The organism is Brevibacterium zhoupengii (assembly GCF_021117425.1).
Taxonomy (GTDB): Bacteria; Actinomycetota; Actinomycetes; order Actinomycetales; family Brevibacteriaceae; genus Brevibacterium; species Brevibacterium zhoupengii.
The window spans coordinates 2,291,538-2,316,176 of the sequence record NZ_CP088298.1 but is presented as its reverse complement, the minus strand read 5'-3'; the positions used below and the strand labels follow the sequence as shown (position 1 = coordinate 2,316,176).

The window sequence follows — 24,639 nt, the reverse complement described above, 5'->3', positions numbered from 1 at the left end:
GGTGCCCCAAAGACGAATTCTTACTATGTCAGTTACCAGAGTACCGCTACAAGCGGTAGAAATTCACATGCAAATGATCATTTGTTGAGAATAACCTGACAACGATCCCCGCGGAGAGCGGAATCTAGCCGAGTGGAGTACTCGAGACCGCTGATCTCCGACACGCCGAGGCTTGCCAGATGTGAGGTCTGCCACTGTGTATCGATGAGCCATTTCTGACTGTTCTCGTCATCATCGACCGAGGTGGGAGCCGTTGAGGCTGTGCTTTCCGTCCCAGCCTCAGACCTGGTATCAGACAGGGTTCCGTCGAAGAGGGAGACAAGGTGTGCGAGTGCGGCCTTGGAGGCATCGCGCTGCGTGTGGAACATCGACTCACCGGCGAAGAGTGAGCCCATAGCGACGCCGTAGAGACCGCCGACGAGTACCCCTTCGGATCTGACTTCCACCGAATGCGCCCAGCCGTCCCTGTGGAGGCTCAGGTAGAGGCTGATGATGTCTTCTGTGATCCAACTGCCGGGCCTGCTGGGGTCAGCACATGACCGGATGACGTGTTCGAAGTCTGTATTTACGCTGCAGTCGAAATGGCGCATCGACTTGCGCAAGCTCTTGCTGACCTTGAGATCTCCGGGGAGGAGGACTCCGCGACGTCGCGGACCCCACCAACCCATGCGGCCGGTGCCGCCGCTGCCGATTCCCATGGGGAACAGTCCGGCCCGATACGAAGAGAGGACCTGGGTCTGCGTTGCCGTGTATGACACGGCGCGCAGATCCTCCAGGTCCATCTCAGTGACTTTCAGGTCTGATTCAGCAGGTCGGCATCAGTGGAACGAGTCACCGCATGCGCAGGAGCCCCCGGCATTCGGGTTGTCGATCGTGAATCCCTGCTTCTCGATGGTGTCGGCGAAATCGATGGTCGAACCACCGAGGTAGGGCACGCTCATCCGATCGACGATGACCTCGACGCCGTCGAAGTCACGTACAGCGTCACCGTCGAGCTGGCGCTCGTCGAAGTAGAGCTGGTAGATCAGGCCGGAGCAGCCGCCGGGCTGAACGGCCACACGCAGACGCAGGTCATCGCGACCTTCTTGCTGCAGCAGGCTGCGCACCTTCTCGGCTGCCGTGCTCGACAGTTCGACCTCGTGCGTGGCCATCGTTTCGTTCGTCACAGTCATGGTTACTCCTTATTTCGATCCTGCCTGTCTCCAGGCTACACCGCGGACAACGTATTAGTCAGCGAACCTATTCCCCAGTACCCCTCATCCGTGTGCCAATTTCTGCAGAAGCAGTGCTTCGGCGACGATGGCCGCCTTGAAGTCAGGCAGATACAGCGACTCATTGGCGCTGTGTGCCCTGGCATCCGGGTCCTCAACTCCGGTGACCAAGATGGACGCCTGAGGGAAGACTTCGAGAAGATCGGCGATGAACGGGATCGAGCCGCCGATCCCCATGGTCACCGAATCCTGACCCCAGGCCTCGGTGAGAGCCTGCTGCGCAGTCTGCACCACAGGGTCACTCATATCGGCTTGCCACGGGCTTCCGCCCTCGGTGTCTCCGATGGTCAGGGTGGCACCGAAGGGAAGATTGTCACGAAGGTGCTTCTCGACGACCTTCACTGCATTCTCTGGGCTATCACCGGGGGCGAGTCGAATCGACAGTTTCGCCCTCAGGCTCGACTGGAGAGTGTTCGAAGACACGTCGACGTCGGGGATGTCGAGACCGATGACGGTGATCGACGGCTGCGTCCAGAGACGCGAAGCCAATGACCCTGAGCCGATGAGCGCGGTCGACTCGAGGACACCGGAGTCTTCGCGGATCGTCGACTCCGCATAGTCGATGTCGCTGTCGACCTGAGATTTGAGCCCGTTGACGGCGACGGATCCATTCTCATCATGAAGGCTGCTCAACACGCGCGTCATCGCCAGCATCGCATCGGGGACGATGCCGCCGTACATGCCCGAGTGCACGGCGTGATCAAGCGTGGAGATGCTGAATTCGACTGCGCACATTCCGCGCAGGCTCGTCGTCAGTGCAGGGGTGCCGGCCGCCCAGTTGCCGGAATCTGCCACGACGATGACGTCCGCGGCGAGTTTGTCCTGGTAGGTCTCGAGGAAGTTGCGGAAACTGGGGCTGCCGGCCTCTTCCTCACCTTCGATGAAGAGAGTCACACCCACGCCGAGGCGGTCTGACAGGAGACGAAGTGCGGTGAGGTGGACCATGATGCCGGCTTTGTCATCCGCGGCTCCACGGCCGTAGAGCCGGTCCCCCGTTCTGGTGGCGGTGAAGGGCTCGGTCGTCCAGGCCTCAGCCTTGCCCGGGGGCTGAACATCGTGGTGGGCGTAGAGCAGCACAGTCGGGGCTCCAGCGGGCGCCGGAACCGACGCGACGACAGCCGGATAGCCTTCGGACCCGTCTTCCTGAGCTGCGGTCAGGATATTGACTTCGAGCCCGAGGTCGCGGGCGAGGCCCGCGACTGCTTCGGCGCTGGCTCTCACGTGTGCGGGATCGAAGCTTGGCCACGCGACCGAGGGGATCGCGACAAGATCAGTCAGTTTGTCGATCACCTCGTCGAAAATGGTGTCGAGTTCGGCATGCAATTGTGCACTGTCAAGTGCAGAAGTCGATTCGCTCATTCTCCAAAGGTAGTATTCATTAGGTGTTCGGAAGCAAAAAAACTCATGAGGATGCGCAATCCTCCGACAATCGACCGGTGAACAATGACGGTTCACACCCTGATGCTGCCCCGCAGCGTGAGGCTGAGCAGAAGAAAGGACGGCCGACGCCCAAGCGCAGTCAACAGGAATCGGTGCGTAAGCAGCCACTGGTGTCGAAGGATCGCAAGGTGGCGAACCAGAGGGCCAAGGAACAGACGCGCAAGGATCGTGATCGTGCCCGCATCGGCATGATGAACGGCGAAGAACAGTACCTGACTCGCCGTGACAAAGGACCTCAGCGTCGTTACGTCCGCGACTATATTGATGCCAGGTTCTCCATCGGAGAGCTGTTCATCCCGGCTGCGATTCTGATTCTGGTTGTGGCTTTCACCCAGCCCGTGGCCATTCAGCAGTACTTCACCTACGCGGTCTGGGGCCTGTTGGCTCTCGTCATCCTTGACGGTGTCATCGTCAACTACATCCTCAAGGGACGACTGCGAGCCAAATTCGGATCCGTCGAACGCGGCCTGGCGTTCTACGCGATCATGCGCAGCGTCCAGATTCGGCCGCTGCGCATGCCCAAGCCACAGGTCAAACGTCGCCAATACCCCGAGTAAGCAGAGTTCTCGAGCGGGCTCCACGGATGATCCGTCCTGGCCAGAACGGACCGGAATAGATCATCTCCGAATAGGACTGAACCAGATCAGCGCCCGCCGCAAGCCGGGCGCTGATGTCGTTGGCGTCGGCTATTCCCCCCACCGAGATGATGCTCAAGCTGTCGCCGACGGCGGCTTTGACCAAGCGCAGAACCTCCATCGATCGAGGGGCCAAGGGACGGCCCGAGATGCCTCCGGCCTGGCCGCGGGCGAAGTCCGCTTCCCGACCATTGAGCACATCCCGATCAATCGTCGTGTTCGTGGTGATGAGGCCGTCGACTCCTGCACGCAGGGCCAACTCACAGATGTCGATGACGTCCTCGTCACTGAGATCAGGGGCGATCTTCACCAACAGGGGCACATGACCGAGCGTGGAGCGCGGAGCTGGGACAACCTCGGCGGCGGCAGAGCGCACGGCGTCGATGATGGGCTCAAGGCTCGACACGGACTGCAGGTCACGCAGCCCCGGAGTGTTGGGCGAACTGACATTGATGACGAGGTAGTCAGCCAGAGGCGCACAGAACCGCGCTGAACTCGCATAGTCCTCGACCGCATCGGCAGCGTCGACGACCTTGGTCTTGCCGATGTTGATCCCGATGATCGGTCGCTGTGCCGAGGGCAGGGAGGCAATGGACTTCCGCTGCTTCTCGATGTTGAAAGCGGCCTGTCGGGCACCCTGATTGTTGAAGCCCATCCGATTGAGCAGCGCAATATTGTCGCGCAGGCGAAACAGTCGAGGCTTGTCGTTGCCGGGCTGGGCATGAGCGGTGATCGTGCCGACCTCGATGTGGCCGAAGCCCAGTGCCGACAGGGCACGAATCCCCTCACCGTTCTTGTCGAAACCTGCGGCAAGCCCGAGGCGGTTGGGGAACCGCAATCCCAGCACGTCCACCTCGTCTCGAGTGCCGCGAGCCAGAACCAGGCGCAGCAGGCGACCTAGACCAGGGATGGAGTCGAGGATTCTCAGCGCCGTGAACGACACATGATGTGCACGTTCGGCATCCATTGGGGCGAAGAAGAGTCTGAAGATAAGTGAGTACACACCCACCAGAATATGTCAGACGGCCATCCGATCATCAGACGGCACGGTTGAGAAACATGAGGAATTCACGCAGTTCCCAGCTCAGAACGGTCGCCGTTTATCCATCCCTCGCGAAATGGCATTAGGATCGATTCAACGTTCAAAGACGATGAAAGGGAATATATGCCCAGTGCATCCACGCCCACCGGCTACTCTTCGACCACCCTCGTGAAAGCCACCGCTTCCGTTCTGGTGTTGGGAGTCGCCGACGACAAGGTCCTCGGCCTCGAGACCGCGAAGTCCGCCCGAACAGCCTTGGAAGACGTGGCTCGTGCCATCGAGTTCACCGGCAAGGCCGGATCCACAGCCCGCGTCGCCGCTCCCAAAGGCTTCTCCGCCACAAGTATTCTCCTGGTCGGACTCGGCGACTTCGACGCCACGGCACGCGGCACCGATGCCGCAGCCAAGTCGCACGAGGTGCTTCGTCGGGCCGCAGGCAATGCGCTGCGGTCCCTCGACGGTGTGGACTCGATCGCCGTGGGCCTTCCGGCGCTCAGCGCAGAAGCCATCGAAGCAGTCACCGTCGGTGCTGCGCTGGGTGCTTACCGTTTCATCGACTATCGCAGCCAGGACTCGGACAAGGTACCCGGCAGTGTGACCATTCTCGGTCCTAAGAGCAAGGAGCACTCGGCCGCCCACGCCACCGGCGCCATCATCGCCGCAGCGACGAACCGCGCCCGCGACCTGGTCAACACGCCTCCCCTCGACCTCTATCCTGAGTCCTTCGCGCAGCGCGTCAAAGACCAGGGCAAGGACCGAAAGCTCAAGGTGAGCGTGCTCGGCGAGAAGGAACTCAAGGCAGGCGGATACGGCGGAATCATCGGCGTCGGTCAGGGGTCTACCCGGGGGCCACGCCTGGTCAAGGTCGAGTACTCCCCCAAGGGAGCCGAACGCCATGTCAGCTTCGTCGGCAAGGGCATCACATTCGACTCCGGCGGAATCTCCCTCAAGCCGGCAGCGAGCATGGAGGACATGAAGTCCGATATGGCAGGTGCCGCCGCTGTGGTTCAGGCCCTGTTCGCGATCGCGGACCTGGAACTGCCAGTTCGAGCAACCGCGTGGCTGCCACTGGCCGAGAACATGCCAGGTTCTTCGGCTACTCGGCCCAGCGACGTGCTGCACATGCGCAGCGGTAAGACCGTTGAGGTCACCAACACCGATGCCGAAGGTCGTCTCGTCCTTGCTGACGCATTGGCAGACGCTGATGCGGAGAATCCTGACCTGCTCATCGACGTTGCCACCCTGACCGGTGCGCAGGTCGTCGCGCTGGGCAACCGTACCGCCGGAGTCATGGGAGCGGAAAAGGCACGCAGCCTCGTCACCGCCTCGGCGACGAAGTCCGGCGAGGAGATGTGGGCGATGCCCATCCCCGAGGAGATGCTCTCGGGCTTCGACTCGAACGCAGCAGACCTGAAGAACTCCGGACCCCGCCCGGGCGGAATGCTCGCAGCCGGCGCCTTCCTCCAGGAATTCGTCAGCGAGAATGCCAACTGGGCACACATCGACATCGCGGGACCGAGCTTCAACACAGGCTCCGCATTCGGCTACACGCCGATCGCTGCCACAGGGGCAGCAGTCCGGACTCTCGTCCAGGCAGCGAAGCAGGTGAACTGACAAACCAATTTCTACGCGCTGTCGATGTGGACGTGATCATCCACACCTGTGTCCAAACAGACAGTGTGTGCTTTCGCCCTTGGCGAGAAAAGTGGAAAGATAGAAGGAAAGCTGCGTACGGCAGGCTTATTCACAGCTACGAGGAGTAATCCGTGAGTGACTCATTGACCTACGACCTTGTCGTTCTGGGCGGCGGAACCGGCGGCTATGCTGCCGCACTGCGCGCTGCAGAGCTCGACATGAAGGTTGCTTTGATCGAACGCGACAAGGTTGGCGGCACATGCTTGCACCGCGGTTGTGTTCCGACCAAGGCGCTTCTGCACGCTGCAGAAGTCGCCGACACGGCGAAGGAATCGTCGAACTTCGGCATTGACGTCGAATTCAAGGGCATCGACATTGAGAAGGTTCTTGACTACAAGGACAATGTCATCTCCCGCAACTACAAAGGCCTGCAGGGTCTGGTCAAGGCACGTGGAATCGACACGTACTTCGGCACCGGCAAACTCACCGGCAAAGACACGGTCGAGGTCGACGGTGAAGACGGCAAGCACACCGTGACCGGCACCAACGTTCTCCTGTCGACCGGATCGACGTCGAAGACCATCGGCCTCGACATCACCGAGCGTGTGATTACGAGCACCGAAGCTCTGCAGCTGAACAAGGTCCCCGAATCGGCGATCGTCCTCGGCGGCGGCGTCATCGGCGTCGAGTTCGCCAGCGTGTGGTCGTCGTTCGGTGCGAAGGTCACGATCGTCGAGGGGCTCAAGCACCTCGTGGCCAACGAAGACGAGACGATTTCGAAGAACCTCGAGCGTGCGTTCAAGAAGCGCAAGATCGGCTTCAAGCTCGGCACCATGTTCAAGGGTGTTGAGGAGACCGCTGACGGAGTCAAGGTGACCCTCGAAGATGGTTCGGTGCTCGAAGCCGAGTACCTCCTCGTGGCTGTCGGCCGTGGCCCAGTCACCGAGGGATTCGGCTTCGAAGAGCAGGGCATCCCGATGGATCGCGGATTCGTTCTGGCCAACGAGCGTCTCCACACCGGAGTCGGCAACATCTACGCCTGTGGCGACATCGTTCCCGGTCTGCAGCTGGCACATCGTGCCTTCGGCCAGGGAATCTTCATCGCCGAGGAGATCGCGGGACTCAACCCGGTTCCCGTCTTGGAATCCGGCATCCCCCGCGTGACCTACTGCGAACCCGAGATCTTCTCGGTCGGACTCTCGTCCAAGCAGGCCGAAGAGCAGTATGGTGCCGACAGCGTCGAGTCCCTCGAATACAACCTGGGTGGAAACGGCAAGTCCGTAATCCTGAACACCACTGGTCTGATCAAGGTCATCCGCGAGAAGGACGGACCTGTTGTCGGCATCCACGGCATCGGCGCTCGACTGAGCGAACAGGCCGGTGAAGCCCAACTGATCATCAACTGGGAAGCATTCCCAGAGGAAGTTGCGCAACTCATTCACGCTCACCCGACGCAGAATGAAGCACTCGGCGAGGCCCACCTGGCCCTGGCCGGCAAACCCCTGCACTTCCACTCTTAAGATCCGAGGAGACGAAAGACATGTCGAATTCCGTGCAGATGCCGGCTCTCGGTGAGTCGGTGACCGAAGGAACAGTCACCCGCTGGCTCAAAGAGGTCGGCGAAGAAATCGAAGTAGACGAGCCCTTGCTCGAAGTGTCGACCGACAAGGTCGACACAGAGATTCCCAGCCCGTATGCAGGTGTCCTGGAAAAGATCCTGGCCGACGAAGACGACGTCGTCGAAGTCGGCGGAGACCTGGCCTACATCGGCGACGGCAGCGGATCCGAATCCGCAGACTCGGCCGAGGCCTCGTCCGACGAGGATTCCGCTGAATCAGCCGAGGAGACTGAGCCTGCAGCGGCAGAAGAGACCGAGGAATCAGAGGATTCAGCCTCGGGCTCAGCTGACGAACCTGCAGCGGCAGAAGAGACCGAGGAATCAGAGGATTCAGCCTCGGGCTCAGCTGACGAACCTGCAGCTGAAGCACCCGCCTCATCAGGCTCAGAAGGCCAAGGCACTGAGATCACCATGCCGGCGCTGGGTGAGTCGGTGACAGAAGGCACTGTGACTCGCTGGCTGAAGGATGTCGGCGAAGAGGTTGAGGTCGACGAGCCTCTCCTCGAGGTGTCCACCGATAAGGTCGACACCGAGGTGCCCTCCCCCGTGGCAGGCATCGTGCAGGCACACCTGGCAGAAGAGGATGAGACCGTCGAGGTCGGAGAGCCATTGGCTCGCGTCGGCTCCGGTGCTCCTTCATCCTCCGACTCGGGATCGGCTGATTCCGGATCGTCCGAGGCAGAAGCCTCCGACGCTGCTGAGGAGGCCCCAGCTGAGGAGGCCCCCGCCGAAAAGCCGGCTGAAGAAAAGTCCGCTGAGGAAGAGGCTCCGGCCAAGGACGAGAAGTCCGCGCCCGCCGAAGAGGCTCCGAAGCAGCAGACCCCTGATTCCGCCGCTGCGAAGCAGGCTGAGCAGAAGACCGAAGCCTCGGCGCCCGCCGCTGCCGACACGGTCGGCGAGAATGCCGCATATGTGACGCCGCTCGTGCGCCGCCTGGCACGCGATGAGGGCGTCGATCTGAGCTCGGTCACCGGTACCGGTGTGGGCGGACGCATTCGCAAGCAGGACGTTGTGGATGCAGCGGCCAACCGTTCGTCTGCTCCAGCAGGATCTGCTGCTGCGGCAGCGGGCGGTGCGAAGGCACCGTTCAAGCTCGAGATCCCCGAGGAAGCCGCCAAGCTTCGCGGCACCACGGAGAAGGCCTCGCGCATCCGCCAGACCATCGCCAAGCGGATGAGCGAATCCCTCGAGGTATCGGCTCAGCTCACCCAGGTGGTCGAGGTCGATATGACTCGCGTCGTGAAGCTGCGCAAGGCCAACAAAGAGGCTTTCCAGTCCAAGCACGGCTCGAAGCTGACCTATCTGCCGTTCTTCGGCAAGGCGGTCGTCGAGGCCCTCAAACAGCATCCCAAGGTCAACGCACAGTACGATCTGGAATCTCAGCAGATCACGTACTTCGACCACGAGCACCTGGCGATCGCCGTGGACACCCCACGCGGACTTCTGGTTCCTGTGATCAAGGATGCGGGTGACTTGAGCATCGCGGGACTGTCTAAGTCCATTGACGATGTTGCGGACCGCACCCGCAACAACAAGATCATGCCTGATGAACTGTCTGGCGGCACCTTCACCATCACCAACATCGGTTCGGTGGGAGCTCTGTTCGACACTCCGATCATCAACCAGCCGCAGATGGGTATTCTCGGCACCGGTACGATCGTGCGTCGCCCGATCGTCGTCAAGACCGAAGACGGCGAAGAGTCGATCGCCATCCGCGACATGGTCTACCTGCCGCTGACCTACAACCACCAGTTGGTCGACGGCGCGGATGCAGGACGTTTCCTGCAGACGATCAAGGCGCGTTTGGAAGAAGGCAACTTCGAAGCAGACCTCGAACTCTGAGTCGCTTCATGAGCTGTCCCCTCGGTGAGTCACCTGATCCACCATAGGGATGAGAAGGGCCGGTCACAGCAGTGACCGGCCCTTCTCTATGCTCCCAGCGGCTGCAGCAGTTCACTCATCGTTCTCCGTGACTGAGCGGATCTTCCATTCTCCTGTGTGGGCAGCCAGCTCGAACTCGACGAGAGCGGGCTCGAACGCGGAGGTCTTTCCGTCGACGGTCACTTTCGTCGACATCTGCGCGTTGATGAAAATGTGTGTCTCTGTCTGCTTAGTGATGAGGACGTCATCGACTTCGATCGTGTAGGCATTGCCGACGAAGGCCTGCAGGTCGAGCAGCTCGTCCGCGGCAGCCGCCGCCGAGTTGGGAACGGTCAGGGCTGCCAAAGCCCGATCATCACCCGCGCTCAACGCGTCTGAGCGACGCTGGCAGAGATCCTCCAGGAGGTCGACGATCTGGCTCTCAGACAGTCCACTCGCATCACCGTGGTCAAGATCCTCGTCTCGGACCGGGCTGCCCGTGGGAGAGCTCGTCGGCTGGTCTGAGGGACTTACCCCCTGAGAAGAACTCACCGAGGCAGGGCTCTCCCCCGAACTCCATGAGCTGACCATGACGAAACCTCCGATGATCGTCGTGCACACGGCAAGCATGGCCCAGGTTCGCGCGCCGATCTTCCAGCCCCGCACACGCCGGCCTCTCTTAGGCAGTCGTTTGACCAAGCTGGATCTGTGCGTTGCCAGCCATGATGAGATGCGTGTGGAACCGGATGAGCTGCGTCGGTTCCGTCGCGGTCCCTGCCCCTTGTTTCGAGAATGATGTCGACTGGCCGCTCTCAGCCGGCCTGCCGTACCGACAGATTCAGTCGAATGTGTGGAATTCGTGGTCGGCGTGGGAGGCGCAGTCGGCGTTCTGGCTGTGGACTGAGGAACGTCGCCGGGCGTCTTGGCCGCACGTAGCCGCGCCGTCAGCGCCAGCCCAGGGTCGAGATCGCGTTCGGCAGGGAGGAGCGGAAGGGCACTCGGCGTTCCAGTTCGACGAAGGGTTGCGCTCACCTCGGCGAGGGTGGAGGACAAGCCGGTATCCGCAACGGAATCATCCAGTAGGAACGCCGCCAAGTTCTGAACAGGCTGGGAGAAGTCGGAGAGTGCGACGGCGACCGGCAGCGGACTCTGCGCCCACGGACGACCGTACGCCGCGTGATAGATCATCTCTCCGATGGCCAAACGCATCGACGACGGCGGGGTACGACTGATTCCGGGAATGATCCGCGGACGTCCGTCGGCATCGAGTCCGATGCATTCAAGGGAGAGTCGAGACTGGGCATCGCTGCTGGACAGCAGTTCGTCGACGACTCCGAGGAAGAGCGTACGCAGCTCCCCCTCGACCAAGCCCTGGTAGGAGCGGACGGCGTCGAGGACGAACCCGCCGGCAAATGGTTCGACGAGGAGCAGAGATGTAGGGCCTGTGGGCATCTCGACTTCGACGACGCCGAGAGCATCTGGATGATCGACATCGAAGCCTCGATGAGTGACTCCCCACAGTGTCCGGCCCTTGTCGTTCACAAGTCGATGAATGTCGTCAGAGACCGGTGATTGGAGTTCCCACGTCATTGTTCGTCATCTCCATCGATGGATTCCGTGGATCCGTCAGCAATGTTCAATAGTGTTTGTGTGCGTTTAATACTGTTTGATGATTCATCGTATGTCAATAGCTGTGGAGTGGGAAATGGTGTCGAGGCTCATCTGTTCTGAAATTGAACCCCTGGGGCAAGAGACATAGTCTGGGTGCATGCCTCTGGTCACAGAAACGCTGGGTTTCGCGCCCGACTATTCGGATTATCAGCGAACCTGGGACTTGCAGAAGAAATATCACGAAGAAGTGCTCGCCGGAGAGCGCGAATCAACGGTTCTCCTGCTCGAACATCCACCGGTCTACACCGCAGGGAAACGCACGGAAGACCATGAACGACCCACCGACGGCACCGAGGTCGTCGATGTCGACCGCGGAGGGAAGATCACCTGGCATGGTCCGGGCCAATTGGTGGCCTACCTCGTGTACAAGCTCAATGACCCCAAAGAGGTCAAGCTCTTCGTATCGCAGCTCGAGGACTCGATGATCGAGCTGCTCGGCGAATACGACATCGATGCCACCACCGTCGAAGGGCGCGCAGGAGTCTGGATCCTCGGAGACGGAACCCGGCGCGACCGGAAGATCGGGGCTATCGGGATCCGTATCCACGAAGGTGTCACCATGCACGGCTTGGCACTCAACTGCAGCAACGACCTGTCAGCCTACGAATCCATCATCGCCTGCGGAATCGCGGACGCCGACACCACGACCATGAGTGCAGAACTCGGTCGCCACGTGACACCTGATGATGTCGCGAACCGCCTTGACGAGATCTTGCACAACCACATCACCGCCTAGGAGAATTGACGTGACCATAGCGCCAGAAGGCCGCCGCATGCTCCGTGTCGAGGCACGGAACTCAGAGACACCTATCGAAGATAAGCCCGCCTGGATCAAGGCGAAGGCCCACATCGGACCCGAATACACCTCTCTGAAGTCACTGGTCCGCAAGCAGGAGCTGCACACGGTCTGCGAGGAGGCCGGTTGCCCCAACATCTTCGAATGCTGGGAAGATCGCGAGGCGACGTTCCTCATCGGCGGCGAGCAGTGCACCAGGCGCTGTGACTTCTGTCAGATCGACACCGGCAAGCCTGCCGATTTCGATGCCGATGAGCCCCGTCGCGTGGCCGCCTCGGTGAGCGAGATGGGACTGCGCTACTCAACGATCACGGGTGTTGCCCGCGATGATCTTGAGGACGGCGGCGCATGGCTGTACGCGGAGACTGTACGCCAGATCCACAATCTCGACTACTCCGACGGCAGCGGCACCGGCGTCGAGCTCCTCATCCCCGACTTCAACGCGGAGCCTGATCAGCTCGCCGAGGTCTTCTCCTCTCGTCCGGAGGTGCTTGCTCACAACGTTGAGACGGTCCCCCGGATCTTCAAGCGCATCCGTCCGGCCTTCCGCTATGAACGGTCCCTGTCGGTGATCACTCAGGCCCGCGACGCAGGTCTGATCACGAAGTCCAATCTGATGCTGGGCATGGGTGAGACGAACGACGAGATCATCGCAACCCTGCGCGACCTCCACGAGGCCGGTTGCGATCTCATCACAATCAACCAGTACCTGCGCCCATCGCCTCGCCACCATCCCGTCACACGATGGGTCAAACCAGCTGACTTCGTCATGCTGCGTGACGCCGCGCAGGAGATCGGATTCTCCGGCGTCATGTCTGGTCCACTGGTGCGTTCCTCCTACCGTGCCGGCCGCCTGTGGGCGACTGCGATGCGCCACCGGGGACAGCAGATTCCGGCCCATCTCTCCCACCTCGACAAGCACACTCCCGCGAAGCAGGAGGCTCAGGCCGTTGTGGATACATTCGGTCCGGGCGAAGAGGTAGACTTGACTGCTGAGCAATGAGAACGCTCGAGGCCCGGCCTCGACGTCGACACGCCATTCAAGAGCAAGTGAGAGCATGAGCGAAGAACCGCGCAAGGGACTTTTCCGTCGGAAGCCCAAGGACCCGAACAAGAAGCCGGGCCGCCTGGCGCAGATGAAGCAGGTCTATGAGCTATCGGCCAAGCACAATAAGGCCACTCCGTGGCTGTTGGCCGCCGCTATCCTGGGCTGCACCCTGCTCGGCCTACTGGCTGGGCTCCTGTTCGGCGGTGCGGTCTTCACCACGATCCTCGGCTTCATGGTGGGTCTGCTCCTGGGTATGTTCATGCTCGGTCGGTTCGCTGAAACTGCGGCATTCGCACAGATGGACGGTCAGCCCGGCGCCTTCGGTGCCGTCCTCAACACTGCCCGCCGCGGCTACCTGATGGACGACAAGCCAATCGCCATCGATCCCAAGAGCCGTGACCTTGTGTTCCGCTCAACGGGTCGTGCCGGCGTGGTTCTGCTCAGCGAAGGACCGAAGGGACGCAGTGCGAAACTGCTGGCCAAGGAGAGGAAGCGTCACGAGCGCATTCTGCCCAATGTGCCGGTCCACACTTTCCAGGGTGGTAACGAAGAGGGACAGCTGAAGATGAAGCAGGTCGTTCCTGCGGTGCAGAAGCTGCCTCGTAAGCTCAATAAGACCGAGGTGCTGGCTGTGCGCAATCGCCTCGCCGCTCTCGGCACTCAGGGCACCCGTCCCCCGATCCCGAAGGGCATCGACCCGAACAAGGCCCGCCCGAACCACAAGGCGATGCGCGGACGCTGACCGGGCCTGACCTGTCTGGAGACAGCCGACACCACCAGGGGATGACAATCCTCAGTGGTTCAGAGACTTCAAGCAGTCAACTTCATGCAGAGGGCCACCGACTCATTCGAGTCGGTGGCCCTCTGCTGTGTTGTGACAGCGCTGACGGCTGTCGAGTCCTCGTCGATCCAGGCCTCGTTCGTGCCGCTTGTCAGCGGCTGGTCAGGCAGATGATCAACGTCTGAGGATCAGTGTGCCGGCAGCCAGATCGTGGAGACCGCGATTGTCACGGTTGAAGATCAGCGCGGGAATGACGAGAACGACCAGGACTGTGCGGATGAGAGTCTTGACCAGCCCAGGCATGTGGCCGTCGAGGCGACGGACTTCGATGCCGAAGATCCGGTGGCCCACCGTGTAGCCGAGTGTCGACACGAGCAGGAAATGCTCCAGGGCGAAGAGTCCAGGTGCCAGGAACGGATTGGACGAACCGATGAGGTTGGCAATGGCCAGGCACATGAACCAATCGACCAACAGTCCCACCAGCCTGCGCCAGGCAGGGGCCACCGAATGCGAGCCGGTCTCGGGCAAGCCCAAACGCCGGCCCGGCCAATCTCCGTCTTCTCGCTCGATCTTGGGTCCCTCAAGCCAGGAGCCGAGGTCATCACGATTAATCACGGACCCAGCTTACCGAAGTTCAAGCTGGACGAATCCTCAGGAAACATGCCCGAAACACGGACGACATCACCACTTCACCTGCTTGCAACTAAGATTGGGGGTGGTCAAGACAAACGACCACCATAACCTAACTAGGAGACTAAGTGTTCTCGTCTGCTGAAGAACTCGTCAACTACATCTCGGAGAACGACGTCAAATTCGTTGACGTTCGCTTCTGCGACCTCCCCGGTGTCGTCCAGCATTTCAACCTTCCCGCGGCCTCGTACGGCACGGAAGAGATCACCGAAGGGCTGCTCTTCGACGGTTCCTCAATCACGGGCTTCCAGGGTATTCACGAATCGGATATGAAGCTGCTCGCCGATGTCTCATCGGCCTACATCGACCCGTTCCGTGAGGCCAAGACACTGGTCATCACTCACTCAATCGTCGATCCCTTCACCGATGAGCCCTACTCCCGTGATCCGCGCCAGGTTGCGGCCAAGGCCGAGGCCTACCTCGAAAGCACTGGAATCGCCGACACTGTGTTCTTCGGCGCCGAGGCGGAGTTCTACCTCTTCGACTCGATCCGCTACGAAAACACTCCAGGCAGCAGCTTCTACAAGATCGACTCCGAGGAAGCCGCCTGGAACACCGCCGCAGATGAGCCGGGCGGCAACCTGGGATACAAGACCCCGTTCAAGGGCGGCTACTTCCCTGTCTCACCTCAGGACAAATTCGCCGACATCCGCGACCACATGTCCCTGACTCTGGAGCAGATCGGCTTCGAGATGGAACGCGCCCACCATGAGGTCGGCACCGCGGGTCAGCAGGAGATCAACTACAAGTTCAAGACTCTGCAGCACGCAGGCGATCAGCTTCTCGACTTCAAGTACGTCATCAAGAACACAGCGTACGAACTGGGCAAGTCGGCCACCTTCATGCCCAAACCGCTCTTCGACGACAACGGTTCGGGCATGCACTGCCACCAGTCGCTGTGGAAGAACGGTGAACCCCTGTTCTACGACGAGAACGGCTACGGCGGTCTCTCCGATCTGGCTCGTTGGTACATCGGCGGCCTCATCGAACACGCCGGTGCTGTCCTGGCCTTCACCAACCCGACGATCAACTCCTACCGTCGCCTCGTGCCCGGATACGAAGCTCCGGTGAACCTGGTCTACTCGGCCCGCAACCGGTCTGCCGCGATCCGCATTCCGGTCACCGGCAGCTCGCCGAAGGCTAAGCGTCTCGAGTTCCGCGTCCCGGATCCCTCGACGAACCCTTACCTGGCGTTCTCGGCGCAGCTGATGGCCGGACTCGACGGAATCCGCAACCGCATCGAGCCTCCGGAGCCCATCGACAAGGACCTCTATGAGTTGCCCCCTGAGGAAGCCAAGGACATCAAACTGGTCCCCGGCTCCCTCGACGAGGCTCTCATCGAGCTCGAGAAGGACCACGACTTCCTCACCGCAGGTGACGTCTTCACCTCCGACCTGATCGAGACGTGGATTCGGATCAAGCGTGAGAACGAGATCGACGTGGCTCGTCTGCGTCCGACTCCGACGGAGTTCGAACTCTACTACGCACTCTGATCCACATCCTTAGGCTTAGTCGGTTCCTGTCACAGACCGGGTGTGCCACGGCCTGAGGGAATACAGTGGGGGCGTCACGGGTTTCACCCGTGGCGCCCTTCAGTGCATCTGACCAGGGCCGCCTTCGATGGTGACCACGACTGATACAGGGATGGACAATGACGCATTTCGATCTCCTTCTGATCGGCACAGGGTCGGGGAACATGTTCCTCGACGACCGTTTCTCCGGACTCAACGTCGCGATTGCCGAAGAATGGCACTTCGGCGGCACCTGCCTCAACGTGGGATGCATTCCGACGAAGATGTTCGTCTATCCCGCCACCATCGCCGAACAGGCAGCCGAGGCGAAACGCTACAACCTCTCGACTGACTTTCACGGTGTGGACTGGTCCGCGCTGCAGAAACGCATCTTCGACCGGGTTGATGCCATCGAATCCGGAGGGCGGGACTACCGCAGCGGCGACCGGCAACCCAATGTGAGCGTCGTCGCCGAACACGTTGAGTTCGTCGGAGAGAAGACGGTGCGAACCGCTTCAGGTGAGACGATCACAGCCGATCGAATCGTCATCGCGGCCGGGGCCTCCCCCGTCATCCCCGAAGCCGCAGGACTCGACCCGAAGCTTGTGGACACCGAGGGCTATCCCGTCTTCACATCCAATTCGATCATGCGCATTCCCCAGAGGCCCGAACGCCTGGTGATCATCGGGTCCGGCATCATCGCCATGGAGTTCGCTCACGTCTTCGCCGGGCTCGGCACCGAGGTGACCGTGGTCGCCCGTGGTCCACGTCTGCTCGGCACCATCGACGAGGAAATCTCTACGGAGTTCACCGAACTCTTCGAACGCACCCATACGGTCCACCGCGGAGCAGAGGTGGCCTCGTACAGCTTCGACGAAAACCGAGTGAGCGTGACCCTGCGACCCAGCGGCCGCCTCGGCGATGTGGATCTGCCTGCGCAGCTGGACGCGGATGCGGTTCTCATCGCGACTGGGCGCACACCGAACACCACGGGCCTGCGCGTGGGCGACGCCGGTTTCGACGTCCTCGATGATGCTCGTCTCAGCGTCGACTCACGTCAGCGCGTGCTTTCCCAAGGCCGTCCGGTCCCCGGTGTGTTCGCGCTCGGCGACATCAGCTCACCGCACCAGCTCAAGCACGTCGCCAATCACGAGGCTGCCGTCGTCGGTGACAATCTGGCTGCCGACGTGGCAGCCGGAGCGCCGGGAAGCGGAGCCGAGGCACAGCTGCGGGAAGTCAATCATCATGCCGTCCCCGGTGCGGTGTTCACCTCACCCCAGGTCGCCTATGTCGGCATCACCGAAGATGAGGCCCGGCAGGCCGGTCACGACGTGAGCGTGAAGGTGCAGAAGTACTCCGACGTGGCCTACGGGTGGGCGATGGCCGATGACCCCGGGATCGTGAAGATCATCGCCGACCGGACAACACGGAGGATCCTGGGCGCGCACATCGTCGGTCATGAAGCGTCCATGATCATCCAGCCGCTGATCCAGGCGATGGCATTCGACCAGCGGGCCGATGAGGTGGCCAAGGGACAGTACTGGATCCATCCGGCTCTGCCCGAGGTCGTTGAGAACGCACTGCTGGGTCTGGACTTCAACGAAGCCTGAGGACTGTCCTCAGAAACCGTAGAAGTGTTCCTCCATGATGTTCCTGGCATGGCGGGTGGTGCGCAGATAGTCGTCCTCGAGTTCGTGACCGCCACCCGCCGGATATCCGAGCAGCCGCGCGGTGGCCTCCAGCTCGAAGTGCTCCTCTGGCAGCGATTGGGCGGTGCGGCCTCGATACAGCATCACCGCTGACCGGACGTTGGTGGCCAGCTGCCATGCGGCGGCCAGCTCCTCGGCATCATCCGTGGGGATGAGCTCTTCTTCGGCTGCGACGCTGAGGGCTGAGAGCGTGGATGTCGTGCGCAGGCCGGGAATCCGGTGAGCGTGCTGCAGCTGCAGGAGCTGGACCGTCCACTCGACATCGGAGAGGCTGCCGCGACCGAGTTTGAGGTGGCGACGTTTGTCTGCGTTGCGGGGCAGACGCTCGTCCTCCATCCGTGCTTTGAGGGTGCGGACCTGAGTCAGTGACTTCGTCGGCATCTCCACGGGGTACCGCAGCGGATTGATCAGCTCCGTGAAGTCGTCGATGAGGGCGGAGTCACCGGCGACCGGGCGCGCCCTCAGCAGCGCCTGCGCTTCCCATGGTTGGGACCACTTCGCGTAGTAGGCCCGATAAGACGAGAGGGCACGAACCAGAGGCCCGTTCTTGCCTTCCGGCCGAAGGTCTGCGTCGAGATCCACTCCCTGAGCGGCATCGCTGGCCTTGAGACGGCTCCCCAATCCGAGGGCAACCTTGTTGACGTGTTTGCTCAACTTGGCCTTATCGTCGGCACCCAGCTCCTCACCGACGGAGCGGTAGACGAACGTCACGTCGGCATCGGAGAAGTACCCGATCTCATTTCCGCCCCAGCGGCCCATGGCGATGATCGCGAACTCGTAGGGCGGTGTCTCGGGCGCATCGAGGTCGAGCCGCACAGCCTGCAAGGCACCACGGACTGCCAGATCCATCAGGGCAGAGAGATCGCCCGGTATCTCGGCTCGGTCACCGACATCGAGGACATCCCGCAGAGCAATGCGCAGAAGCTCACGGCTGTAGGTTTCGCGTATCGGCGTGATCGCTGCTGCCCCATGCCGCTTGAGCAGTCCTCCGACTTCAGCGGCAAGTGCCTTCGAATCGCGGGACTTGAGGTTGTCGAAGTTGTCCAACCAGGCAACAGCGGCAGGCTGGCGCAGCAGCAGCTCACTGGCATAGCCGGACAGCGAGAGGACTTCCGCCACGGATTTCGCCGCCAGTCCGGAATCACGGAGCATCTTGAGGAACCAACCGGAAGACGACAGCGAGTCGGTGAGCCGACGAAACGCCAACAGCGCGGCATCGGGACTGACTCCGTCTGAGAACCAGTCCAGCAGCGCCGGCAGGACCTGTTTGATGACGAGCGCGGTGCGTGACATACCGGAGGTCAGCGCCTTGATATGGGCCAAAGCTCCCTGCGGGTCGCGGTAACCGAACGCCTGGAGCCGATCAGCGGCGGCCTGCATGCTGCTGCCGCGATTGTGCGCATCGACCACGGCACCGTGGACTCCGACCGCAGCATCGAGGATGGGGCGGTAGAAGATCTGCTCGTGGAGACGGGTGACCTGCTTCGCGTAGTCCTTGCGCGTCTCCTCCAACCGAGCGCCGGTGCGCGAACCCGAGATGAAGACAGAGCGCGCGAGGATGCGCAGCTTCTCCTCATCATCGGGGATGAGGGCGTTGCGCAGCATCCGCGGAATCTGGACACGGTGCTCGACTACGCGCATGAAACGGTAGGCGGAGGAGAAGACGTAGGCGTCCTCTTTCCCGATGTACCCGTGCTCTCCCAGCTCCTCCAACGCCACCAGGGTGTTCGGTGTCCGGATCTCCTCGTCCGTGCGACCGTGGACGAGCTGGAGCAGCTGCGCGGAGAACTCCACGTCACGCAGTCCCCCACGTCCCAATTTGATCTGTCTGGGGGCCTCAGCGGCGGGGATGAGATCCACGACTCGACGCCGCATCGAACGGATGCCGTCGATGAAGCCCTGCCTGCTGGCAGCCTCCCACACGAGCGGCAGGAGCGTCTCGACGAATTCCTCGCCCACTCCCACATCACCGGCCACAGGGCGGGCCTTGAGGAGAGCCTGGAACTCCCAGTTCTTCGCGATGTCTGCGTAGTAGCGCGTGAATTCGGACATGGTGCGCACCAATGCCCCGGCCTTGCCTTCGGGCCGCAGCGCTGTATCGACTTCCCACAGGGCAGGCTCCGCTCCAGCATCGGAGAGGATGCTGCGCATCCGTTGAGCCAGTTCAGTGGCCAGTTCGCGCTGCTCATCGTTCGTCGAGGAATCGAGGACGAAGACCACATCGACGTCTGAGACGTAGTTGAGCTCACGTGCCCCAGTCTTGCCCAAGGCGATGACTGCGATGCGGACCGTGCCCTCGGGATCAAGCTCTGCCCGGGCGATGGCCAGAGCGGCATCCATCGCGGCCGCCGCCAGATCAGAGAGCACCGCCATCACATGGTCGACGATCTCCTCGGGTGCCTCGGCAACGAGATCATCGGCGACCAGCCGCAGCTGAGCATCGCGATAAGTGCGCCGAAGATCCTTGATCGCCTCATCGCCGAGGTGGTCCGCCGTGGGCGCCGGTGCATCAGGATCGGCGCCCACAGCCTTCAGCAGATCGCTGCGCAGTGCTGACGCCGAAGCCGCCGGGGTGGAGATCATGAGGAACGGCGACTGCTCCACCAGCTGCGGCAGAGACTCAGGATGCCGCACGAGGTGGTCGACCATCGCCTCCGAGGTGCCCATGACCGCCAGGACACGACGCAGCAGAGCACGGTCGAGTTCGTCCTCAGCCAGATCCCCACCAGCCCCAGAACGGATGGCGGACAGGAACTGAGGTGCCGACTCCCCCGCGGATTCCAAGACCCGCAGCAGCCCCAGAGCTGCCGCATGGGGGTCCGGGGCAGCCTCGAGGAGGTCGATGAAACGAGAATCGGTGGCCAAAGGCTCGCCGAGGAGTTCATCGATCTCATCGAGGAAGCGAGCTGCTGACGATGAGACGACGGAAGTGCGCGAAGTGATTCGAGCCATCGGTCTACATCGAGGTGAAGTGTTTGCTGAGCTCGAACGGGGTCACCTGCGCGCGGTAGTCGTTCCATTCCTGGCGTTTGTTGCGCAGGAAGAAGTCGAAGACTTCCTCGCCCAGAGTCTCCGCGACGAGATCGGACTGTTCCATGATCTCCAGTGCGTGCGAGAGGCTCGTCGGCAGCGCCTGAATGCCCATGGCTCGGCGCTCCGTGTCCGAGAGCTGCCAGACGTTGTCCTCTGCCTCTTCGGGCAGTTCGTAGTCCTCTTCGATGCCCTTGAGCCCCGCGGCGAGAAGGAGAGCATAGGACAGGTACGGATTGGCCGAGGAGTCAAGCGCCCGGTATTCGATCCGAGCCGAAGATGACTTGCCCGAGTTGTACTGGGGCACCCGGACCAGCGCCGACCGGTTCCGATGTCCCCACGAGATATAGGACGGGGCCTCATGGCCGGTCCACAGTCGCTTGTAGGAGTTCACATGCTGGTTCGTCACCGCGGTGATCTCTGCAGCATGGGTGAGGACTCCGGCGATGAACTGTCTGCCGGTCTTCGACAGCTGATACATAGCACCGGGCTCGAAGAACGCGTTGTTCTCACCCTCGAAGAGCGAGACGTGCGTGTGCATCCCGCTGCCTGGATGATCATTGAGTGGTTTGGGCATGAATGAGGCATACACACCCTGGGAGATCGCCACTTCCTTGATCACCGATCGGAAGGTCATGATGTTGTCGGCCATGGTCAGGGCGTCTGCGTAGCGCAGGTCGATCTCGTTCTGGCCGGGTCCGGCCTCATGGTGAGAGAACTCCACGGACAGGCCCATGGCCTCGAGCATGGTGACTGCCGAGCGTCGGAAGTCGTTGGCTGTCCCGCCGTTGACATGGTCGAAGTACCCCGCCGTGTCGACGGGAATGGGAGTCGTACCCTCGAGGATGCCGCTGACGGGGTCGAGGTTGTCCGTCTGGAAGAGGTAGAACTCGATCTCCGGGTGAACATAGAACGAGAAGCCCTTTTCCGCGGCCTTCGCCAACGTGCGTTTGAGGACGTTGCGCGGATCGGCCTGCGCAGGCTCTCCCCCGGGCACGTGGATGTCGCAGAACATCCGCCCCGTGGGTTCCTTCTCTCCACGCCAGGGCAGCAGCGAGAAGGTCGAGGGGTCCGGCTTGAGCACCATATCGGCCTCATAGACACGTGAGAGTCCTTCGACGGCGGAACCGTCGAACCCGATCCCCTCGGAGAAGGCCCCCTCAAGCTCCGCCGGAACGACTGCCACGGACTTCAGGCCCCCGAGCACGTCGGTGAACCAGAGCCGGATGAAGCGGACTTCACGATCCTCGACGGTGCGAAGAACGAATTCTTCCTGACGCGACATTCCTCAGCCGTTCCACTTCTTGTCGTCTTCTTCCCACTCCTCATTGCGAGCCTGGGCCCGCTCGAGGGCAGCTTGAGCCACTTCCTCTGTCTCATAGGGACCCATGCGATGGTCCGCATCACTGACCAGGCCGCGTTCGACCTTGTTGGTCTTGAGATTGAAGTAGTACTTCGAATCGGCATCGTCGATATCTTTGAACAGTCCCATGTCGAGCCCTCCATCGCGGGTGTGGTGAATCCCTGACAGATTTCAGCTTACCGGTTCTGTCCGTTGCCGCCATGACTTGGCCTTCCCCGACGCCCGCTCGATCGTCAAAGGTGCCTAGAAATTCAACGTAAGTGCGTCGGTCAACGACAAAATATCCACATTTCGTATGTGAGTAGCCTGTTTTCCACCGATTCCGCAATGTTTGTCACGAATACTGGAGATAAAGGTTTGCCCTCCAGACCTTCTAAGGAATACAGTGAGATGTATCCTCAGCCACAGTTCGAACTGGCTGGAACTGCCCATGGGGCAACATGAGAGAAGGAAAGCTATGCGCATTTCAGTGCCCACAGAGGTCAAGAACAACGAGTTCCGCGTCGCCATCACCGCTGCCGGTGTCCACGAGCTCGTTGCCCACGGACATGAAGTCACAGTTCAGGCCGGTGCCGGCGTCGGATCATTCATCACCGATGATGAGTACACCGAGGCCGGCGCCACCATCGCTCCGGACGCGAAGACGACTTGGGCTGCCGGTGACATGGTCCTCAAGGTCAAAGAGCCCGTCGCCGAAGAGTACGGATTCCTGCGCCAGGACCTGATCCTCTTCACCTATCTGCACCTGGCCGCTGATGAAGCGCTGACTCAGGCGCTCATGAACGCCGGCACCACCGCCATCGCCTATGAGACTGTTCAGCCTGACGGCGGAGGCCTGCCGCTGCTGGCTCCGATGAGTGAGATCGCCGGTCGGCTCTCAACCCAGGTCGGAGCACACAGTCTTCTCAAGGCCTCGGGCGGTCGCGGGATCCTGCTCTCGGGCGTCCCCGGTGTCGAACGGGCCAACGTCGTCGTCATCGGCGCAGGTGTCGCCGGCACCAATGCCGCTCGCATGGCATTGGGTCTCGGAGCCTCTGTGGAGGTCATCGACATCAACATTCCTCGCCTGCGCCAGATCGATGAGACCTTTGCCGGTGCCATCGCTACGAAGGTGTCGAATAAGTACGAGATCACGAAATCCCTGGCCTCCGCCGACCTGGTCATCGGCTCGGTCCTCATTCCCGGCAAGAAGGCACCGAAGCTCGTCACCGACGAGATGGTCGCCGGAATGAAGCCAGGTTCCGTGCTGGTCGATATCGCCATCGACCAGGGTGGCTGCTTCGAGAACTCACGTCCGACGACGCATGACGATCCCACGTTCGAAGTCCACAACTCGATCTACTACTGCGTGGCGAACATGCCTGGTGCGGTGCCGAACACGGCCACCGCGGCACTGACGAACGCCACCCTGCCGTTCGCAGTCAAGATCGCCAACCAGGGATGGCACGCAGCCTTGTCGAAGGATTCGGCGCTGGCTCGCGGACTCAACATTCACAACGGACACGTGACGAATGACAACGTCGCCGAGGCCTTCGGGTTCGAGGCTGTCTCCGTCGAACACGCCCTGGCGAACTGAGCGCACAGGTTGGGGTGAATCGCACCTGTAGCTGCCCATGCCGAAGGCCGACACCATTGTCCTGGTGTCGGCCTTCGGCGTTGTTGAGGGGCGCTCCGCGAAGTGGGGCTGCCTCAAGGGCAACGGGGGACGCGGGCACCGTCAGCCGCGGGTGGGCAACGTCAGTCGCGTCGGGGCAGAGATGAACTCAGCGCTGTGGTGGCATCGTCGTCGACCGGAAGTGCTCCTCACACAGACGGCCAGCCGCATCCGCGTCCTGGGTGGCGATCGCCTCGACGATGGCAGCGTGATCGGCAACAGCATGATCGAAGAGCTCATGGGAGAAGGGATCGTGACGGAATCCGGCGTTGATCCTGGTGTCGATGTCGATGGCCATGCGAACGAGCTCGGGGTTGTGCCCTGCCCGGGCGATGGCGAAATGGAACTGCGCGTCAGCTGTTCTGGCCACCCCTGCCTCGGCGCGTTCGGAGTATCTCAGCGCCAACTGCCGAAGCTCGGTGAGCTCCTCATCGGTTCGCCGAAGGGCAGCGGTCGCGGCCAGACTGTTCTGGAAGACCGCACGGGCGTCGAGGAGATTTCTGCGTTCGGCATGGAACTCGCCGATGCGATCGGCCATGGGGGCCAGCGCAGTCGGTTCTGCGTTGGAGACGAAGGTACCGCCGCCACGTCCGCGCCTTCGCTCGACGACACCGAGGCGCTCCAATCGCAGCAGCGCAGCACGCACACTTGAGCGTGAGACTTGCAGGTCGGCGGCCAGAGCTCGCTCCCCGGGCAGCAGCGTGCCTTCTGGCAATGCGCCCACGGCGATGCCGGAGAGGATGTGGTCTGCGATCTGCTGTGGTGCGCTCGTCAGGCTCACCACATCGCTGAGTCCGGAGAATTCGGGCCCGGTCAAATCAGCCCGTTCACTCATCACTCCCCCTATTGCGCATCATGGTGGTCTTCGTTGGTCGTTCCACTCTA

20 protein-coding genes are annotated in these 24,639 nt (G+C 61.6%); 10 read left to right on the top strand and 10 right to left on the bottom strand.

Annotated features, from left to right (window positions below):
* Positions 1-77: 77 nt before the first annotated feature.
* From LQ788_RS10585 to LQ788_RS10575, 3 genes are all read right to left on the bottom strand, one after another.
* On the bottom strand, positions 78-782 hold the full coding sequence (locus LQ788_RS10585) for a leucyl/phenylalanyl-tRNA--protein transferase (RefSeq protein ID WP_231440797.1): 705 nt from the start codon (positions 780-782) through the stop codon (positions 78-80).
* Between the two features lie 36 nt (positions 783-818).
* On the bottom strand, positions 819-1,172 hold the full coding sequence (locus tag LQ788_RS10580; protein ID WP_231440794.1) for a HesB/IscA family protein: 354 nt from the start codon (positions 1,170-1,172) through the stop codon (positions 819-821).
* Between the two features lie 84 nt (positions 1,173-1,256).
* On the bottom strand, positions 1,257-2,630 hold the full coding sequence (locus LQ788_RS10575; RefSeq protein WP_231440792.1) for a dipeptidase: 1,374 nt from the start codon (positions 2,628-2,630) through the stop codon (positions 1,257-1,259).
* A gap of 77 nt (positions 2,631-2,707) precedes the next feature.
* Here LQ788_RS10575 and LQ788_RS10570 point away from each other — a divergent pair, with 77 nt between their 5' ends.
* Positions 2,708-3,268 (top strand): DUF3043 domain-containing protein, encoded by a 561-nt coding sequence (locus LQ788_RS10570; RefSeq protein WP_231440790.1) that lies wholly within the window; start codon positions 2,708-2,710, stop codon positions 3,266-3,268.
* On the opposite strand, the gene LQ788_RS10565 is transcribed toward LQ788_RS10570, so the two are convergent.
* On the bottom strand, positions 3,243-4,349 hold the full coding sequence (locus LQ788_RS10565; RefSeq protein WP_231440788.1) for a quinone-dependent dihydroorotate dehydrogenase: 1,107 nt from the start codon (positions 4,347-4,349) through the stop codon (positions 3,243-3,245). The genes LQ788_RS10570 and LQ788_RS10565 overlap by 26 nt on opposite strands.
* A gap of 162 nt (positions 4,350-4,511) precedes the next feature.
* Between LQ788_RS10565 and LQ788_RS10560 the strand changes: the two genes are divergently transcribed.
* The 3 genes from LQ788_RS10560 (at position 4,512) to sucB (ending at position 9,483) form a co-directional block, all read left to right on the top strand.
* Entirely contained in the window at positions 4,512-6,002 is a 1,491-nt protein-coding gene (locus tag LQ788_RS10560) for a leucyl aminopeptidase (protein ID WP_231440786.1), read from the top strand.
* A 152-nt stretch (positions 6,003-6,154) separates the two neighbouring features.
* On the top strand, positions 6,155-7,543 hold the full coding sequence (gene lpdA, locus LQ788_RS10555) for a dihydrolipoyl dehydrogenase (protein ID WP_231440784.1): 1,389 nt from the start codon (positions 6,155-6,157) through the stop codon (positions 7,541-7,543).
* Between the two features lie 20 nt (positions 7,544-7,563).
* A complete protein-coding gene (gene sucB, locus LQ788_RS10550) occupies positions 7,564-9,483 on the top strand; it encodes a 2-oxoglutarate dehydrogenase, E2 component, dihydrolipoamide succinyltransferase (protein WP_231440782.1) in 1,920 nt (639 codons plus the stop codon).
* A gap of 111 nt (positions 9,484-9,594) precedes the next feature.
* Here the strand turns inward: sucB and LQ788_RS10545 are convergent, their stop codons facing one another.
* Positions 9,595-11,091, bottom strand: coding sequence for a hypothetical protein (locus LQ788_RS10545; protein ID WP_231440780.1), 1,497 nt, complete (start codon positions 11,089-11,091; stop codon positions 9,595-9,597).
* 178 nt (positions 11,092-11,269) lie between these two features.
* Between LQ788_RS10545 and lipB the strand changes: the two genes are divergently transcribed.
* From lipB to LQ788_RS10530, 3 genes are read left to right on the top strand one after another with little or no spacing between them, the layout of a single operon-like run.
* The gene (gene lipB / locus LQ788_RS10540) at positions 11,270-11,908 is read left to right on the top strand and encodes a lipoyl(octanoyl) transferase LipB (protein ID WP_231440778.1); all 639 of its coding nucleotides are present in this window, start codon (positions 11,270-11,272) and stop codon (positions 11,906-11,908) included.
* A gap of 10 nt (positions 11,909-11,918) precedes the next feature.
* Positions 11,919-12,971 (top strand): lipoyl synthase, encoded by a 1,053-nt coding sequence (gene lipA, locus LQ788_RS10535; protein WP_231440776.1) that lies wholly within the window; start codon positions 11,919-11,921, stop codon positions 12,969-12,971.
* Between the two features lie 55 nt (positions 12,972-13,026).
* The gene (locus tag LQ788_RS10530; RefSeq protein ID WP_009884660.1) at positions 13,027-13,758 is read left to right on the top strand and encodes a DUF4191 domain-containing protein; all 732 of its coding nucleotides are present in this window, start codon (positions 13,027-13,029) and stop codon (positions 13,756-13,758) included.
* A 213-nt stretch (positions 13,759-13,971) separates the two neighbouring features.
* On the opposite strand, the gene LQ788_RS10525 is transcribed toward LQ788_RS10530, so the two are convergent.
* Positions 13,972-14,412 (bottom strand): RDD family protein, encoded by a 441-nt coding sequence (locus LQ788_RS10525; protein ID WP_231440774.1) that lies wholly within the window; start codon positions 14,410-14,412, stop codon positions 13,972-13,974.
* 143 nt (positions 14,413-14,555) lie between these two features.
* Here LQ788_RS10525 and glnA (LQ788_RS10520) point away from each other — a divergent pair, with 143 nt between their 5' ends.
* Together glnA (LQ788_RS10520) and LQ788_RS10515 are read left to right on the top strand one after the other, a co-directional pair.
* A complete protein-coding gene (gene glnA / locus LQ788_RS10520) occupies positions 14,556-15,980 on the top strand; it encodes a type I glutamate--ammonia ligase (protein WP_231440772.1) in 1,425 nt (474 codons plus the stop codon).
* A 158-nt stretch (positions 15,981-16,138) separates the two neighbouring features.
* On the top strand, positions 16,139-17,608 hold the full coding sequence (locus LQ788_RS10515) for a mycothione reductase (protein WP_231440770.1): 1,470 nt from the start codon (positions 16,139-16,141) through the stop codon (positions 17,606-17,608).
* A gap of 9 nt (positions 17,609-17,617) precedes the next feature.
* Here the strand turns inward: LQ788_RS10515 and LQ788_RS10510 are convergent, their stop codons facing one another.
* The 3 genes from LQ788_RS10510 to LQ788_RS10500 are packed head-to-tail and all read right to left on the bottom strand — an operon-like array spanning position 17,618 to position 22,229.
* Positions 17,618-20,659, bottom strand: a complete 3,042-nt coding sequence (locus tag LQ788_RS10510) for a bifunctional [glutamine synthetase] adenylyltransferase/[glutamine synthetase]-adenylyl-L-tyrosine phosphorylase (protein WP_231440768.1) — start codon at positions 20,657-20,659, stop codon at positions 17,618-17,620.
* 4 nt (positions 20,660-20,663) lie between these two features.
* A complete protein-coding gene (gene glnA / locus LQ788_RS10505) occupies positions 20,664-22,022 on the bottom strand; it encodes a type I glutamate--ammonia ligase (protein WP_231440766.1) in 1,359 nt (452 codons plus the stop codon).
* Between the two features lie 3 nt (positions 22,023-22,025).
* Positions 22,026-22,229: a hypothetical protein gene (locus LQ788_RS10500; RefSeq protein ID WP_009885210.1), complete on the bottom strand. Its 204-nt coding sequence runs from the start codon at positions 22,227-22,229 to the stop codon at positions 22,026-22,028.
* 328 nt (positions 22,230-22,557) lie between these two features.
* On the opposite strand from LQ788_RS10500, the gene ald reads away from it, so the two are divergent.
* Positions 22,558-23,676: an alanine dehydrogenase gene (gene ald, locus LQ788_RS10495; RefSeq protein ID WP_231440764.1), complete on the top strand. Its 1,119-nt coding sequence runs from the start codon at positions 22,558-22,560 to the stop codon at positions 23,674-23,676.
* A gap of 187 nt (positions 23,677-23,863) precedes the next feature.
* Here ald and LQ788_RS10490 read toward each other — a convergent pair whose 3' ends face one another.
* On the bottom strand, positions 23,864-24,589 hold the full coding sequence (locus tag LQ788_RS10490) for a FadR/GntR family transcriptional regulator (RefSeq protein ID WP_231440762.1): 726 nt from the start codon (positions 24,587-24,589) through the stop codon (positions 23,864-23,866).
* Positions 24,590-24,639 lie beyond the last annotated feature (50 nt).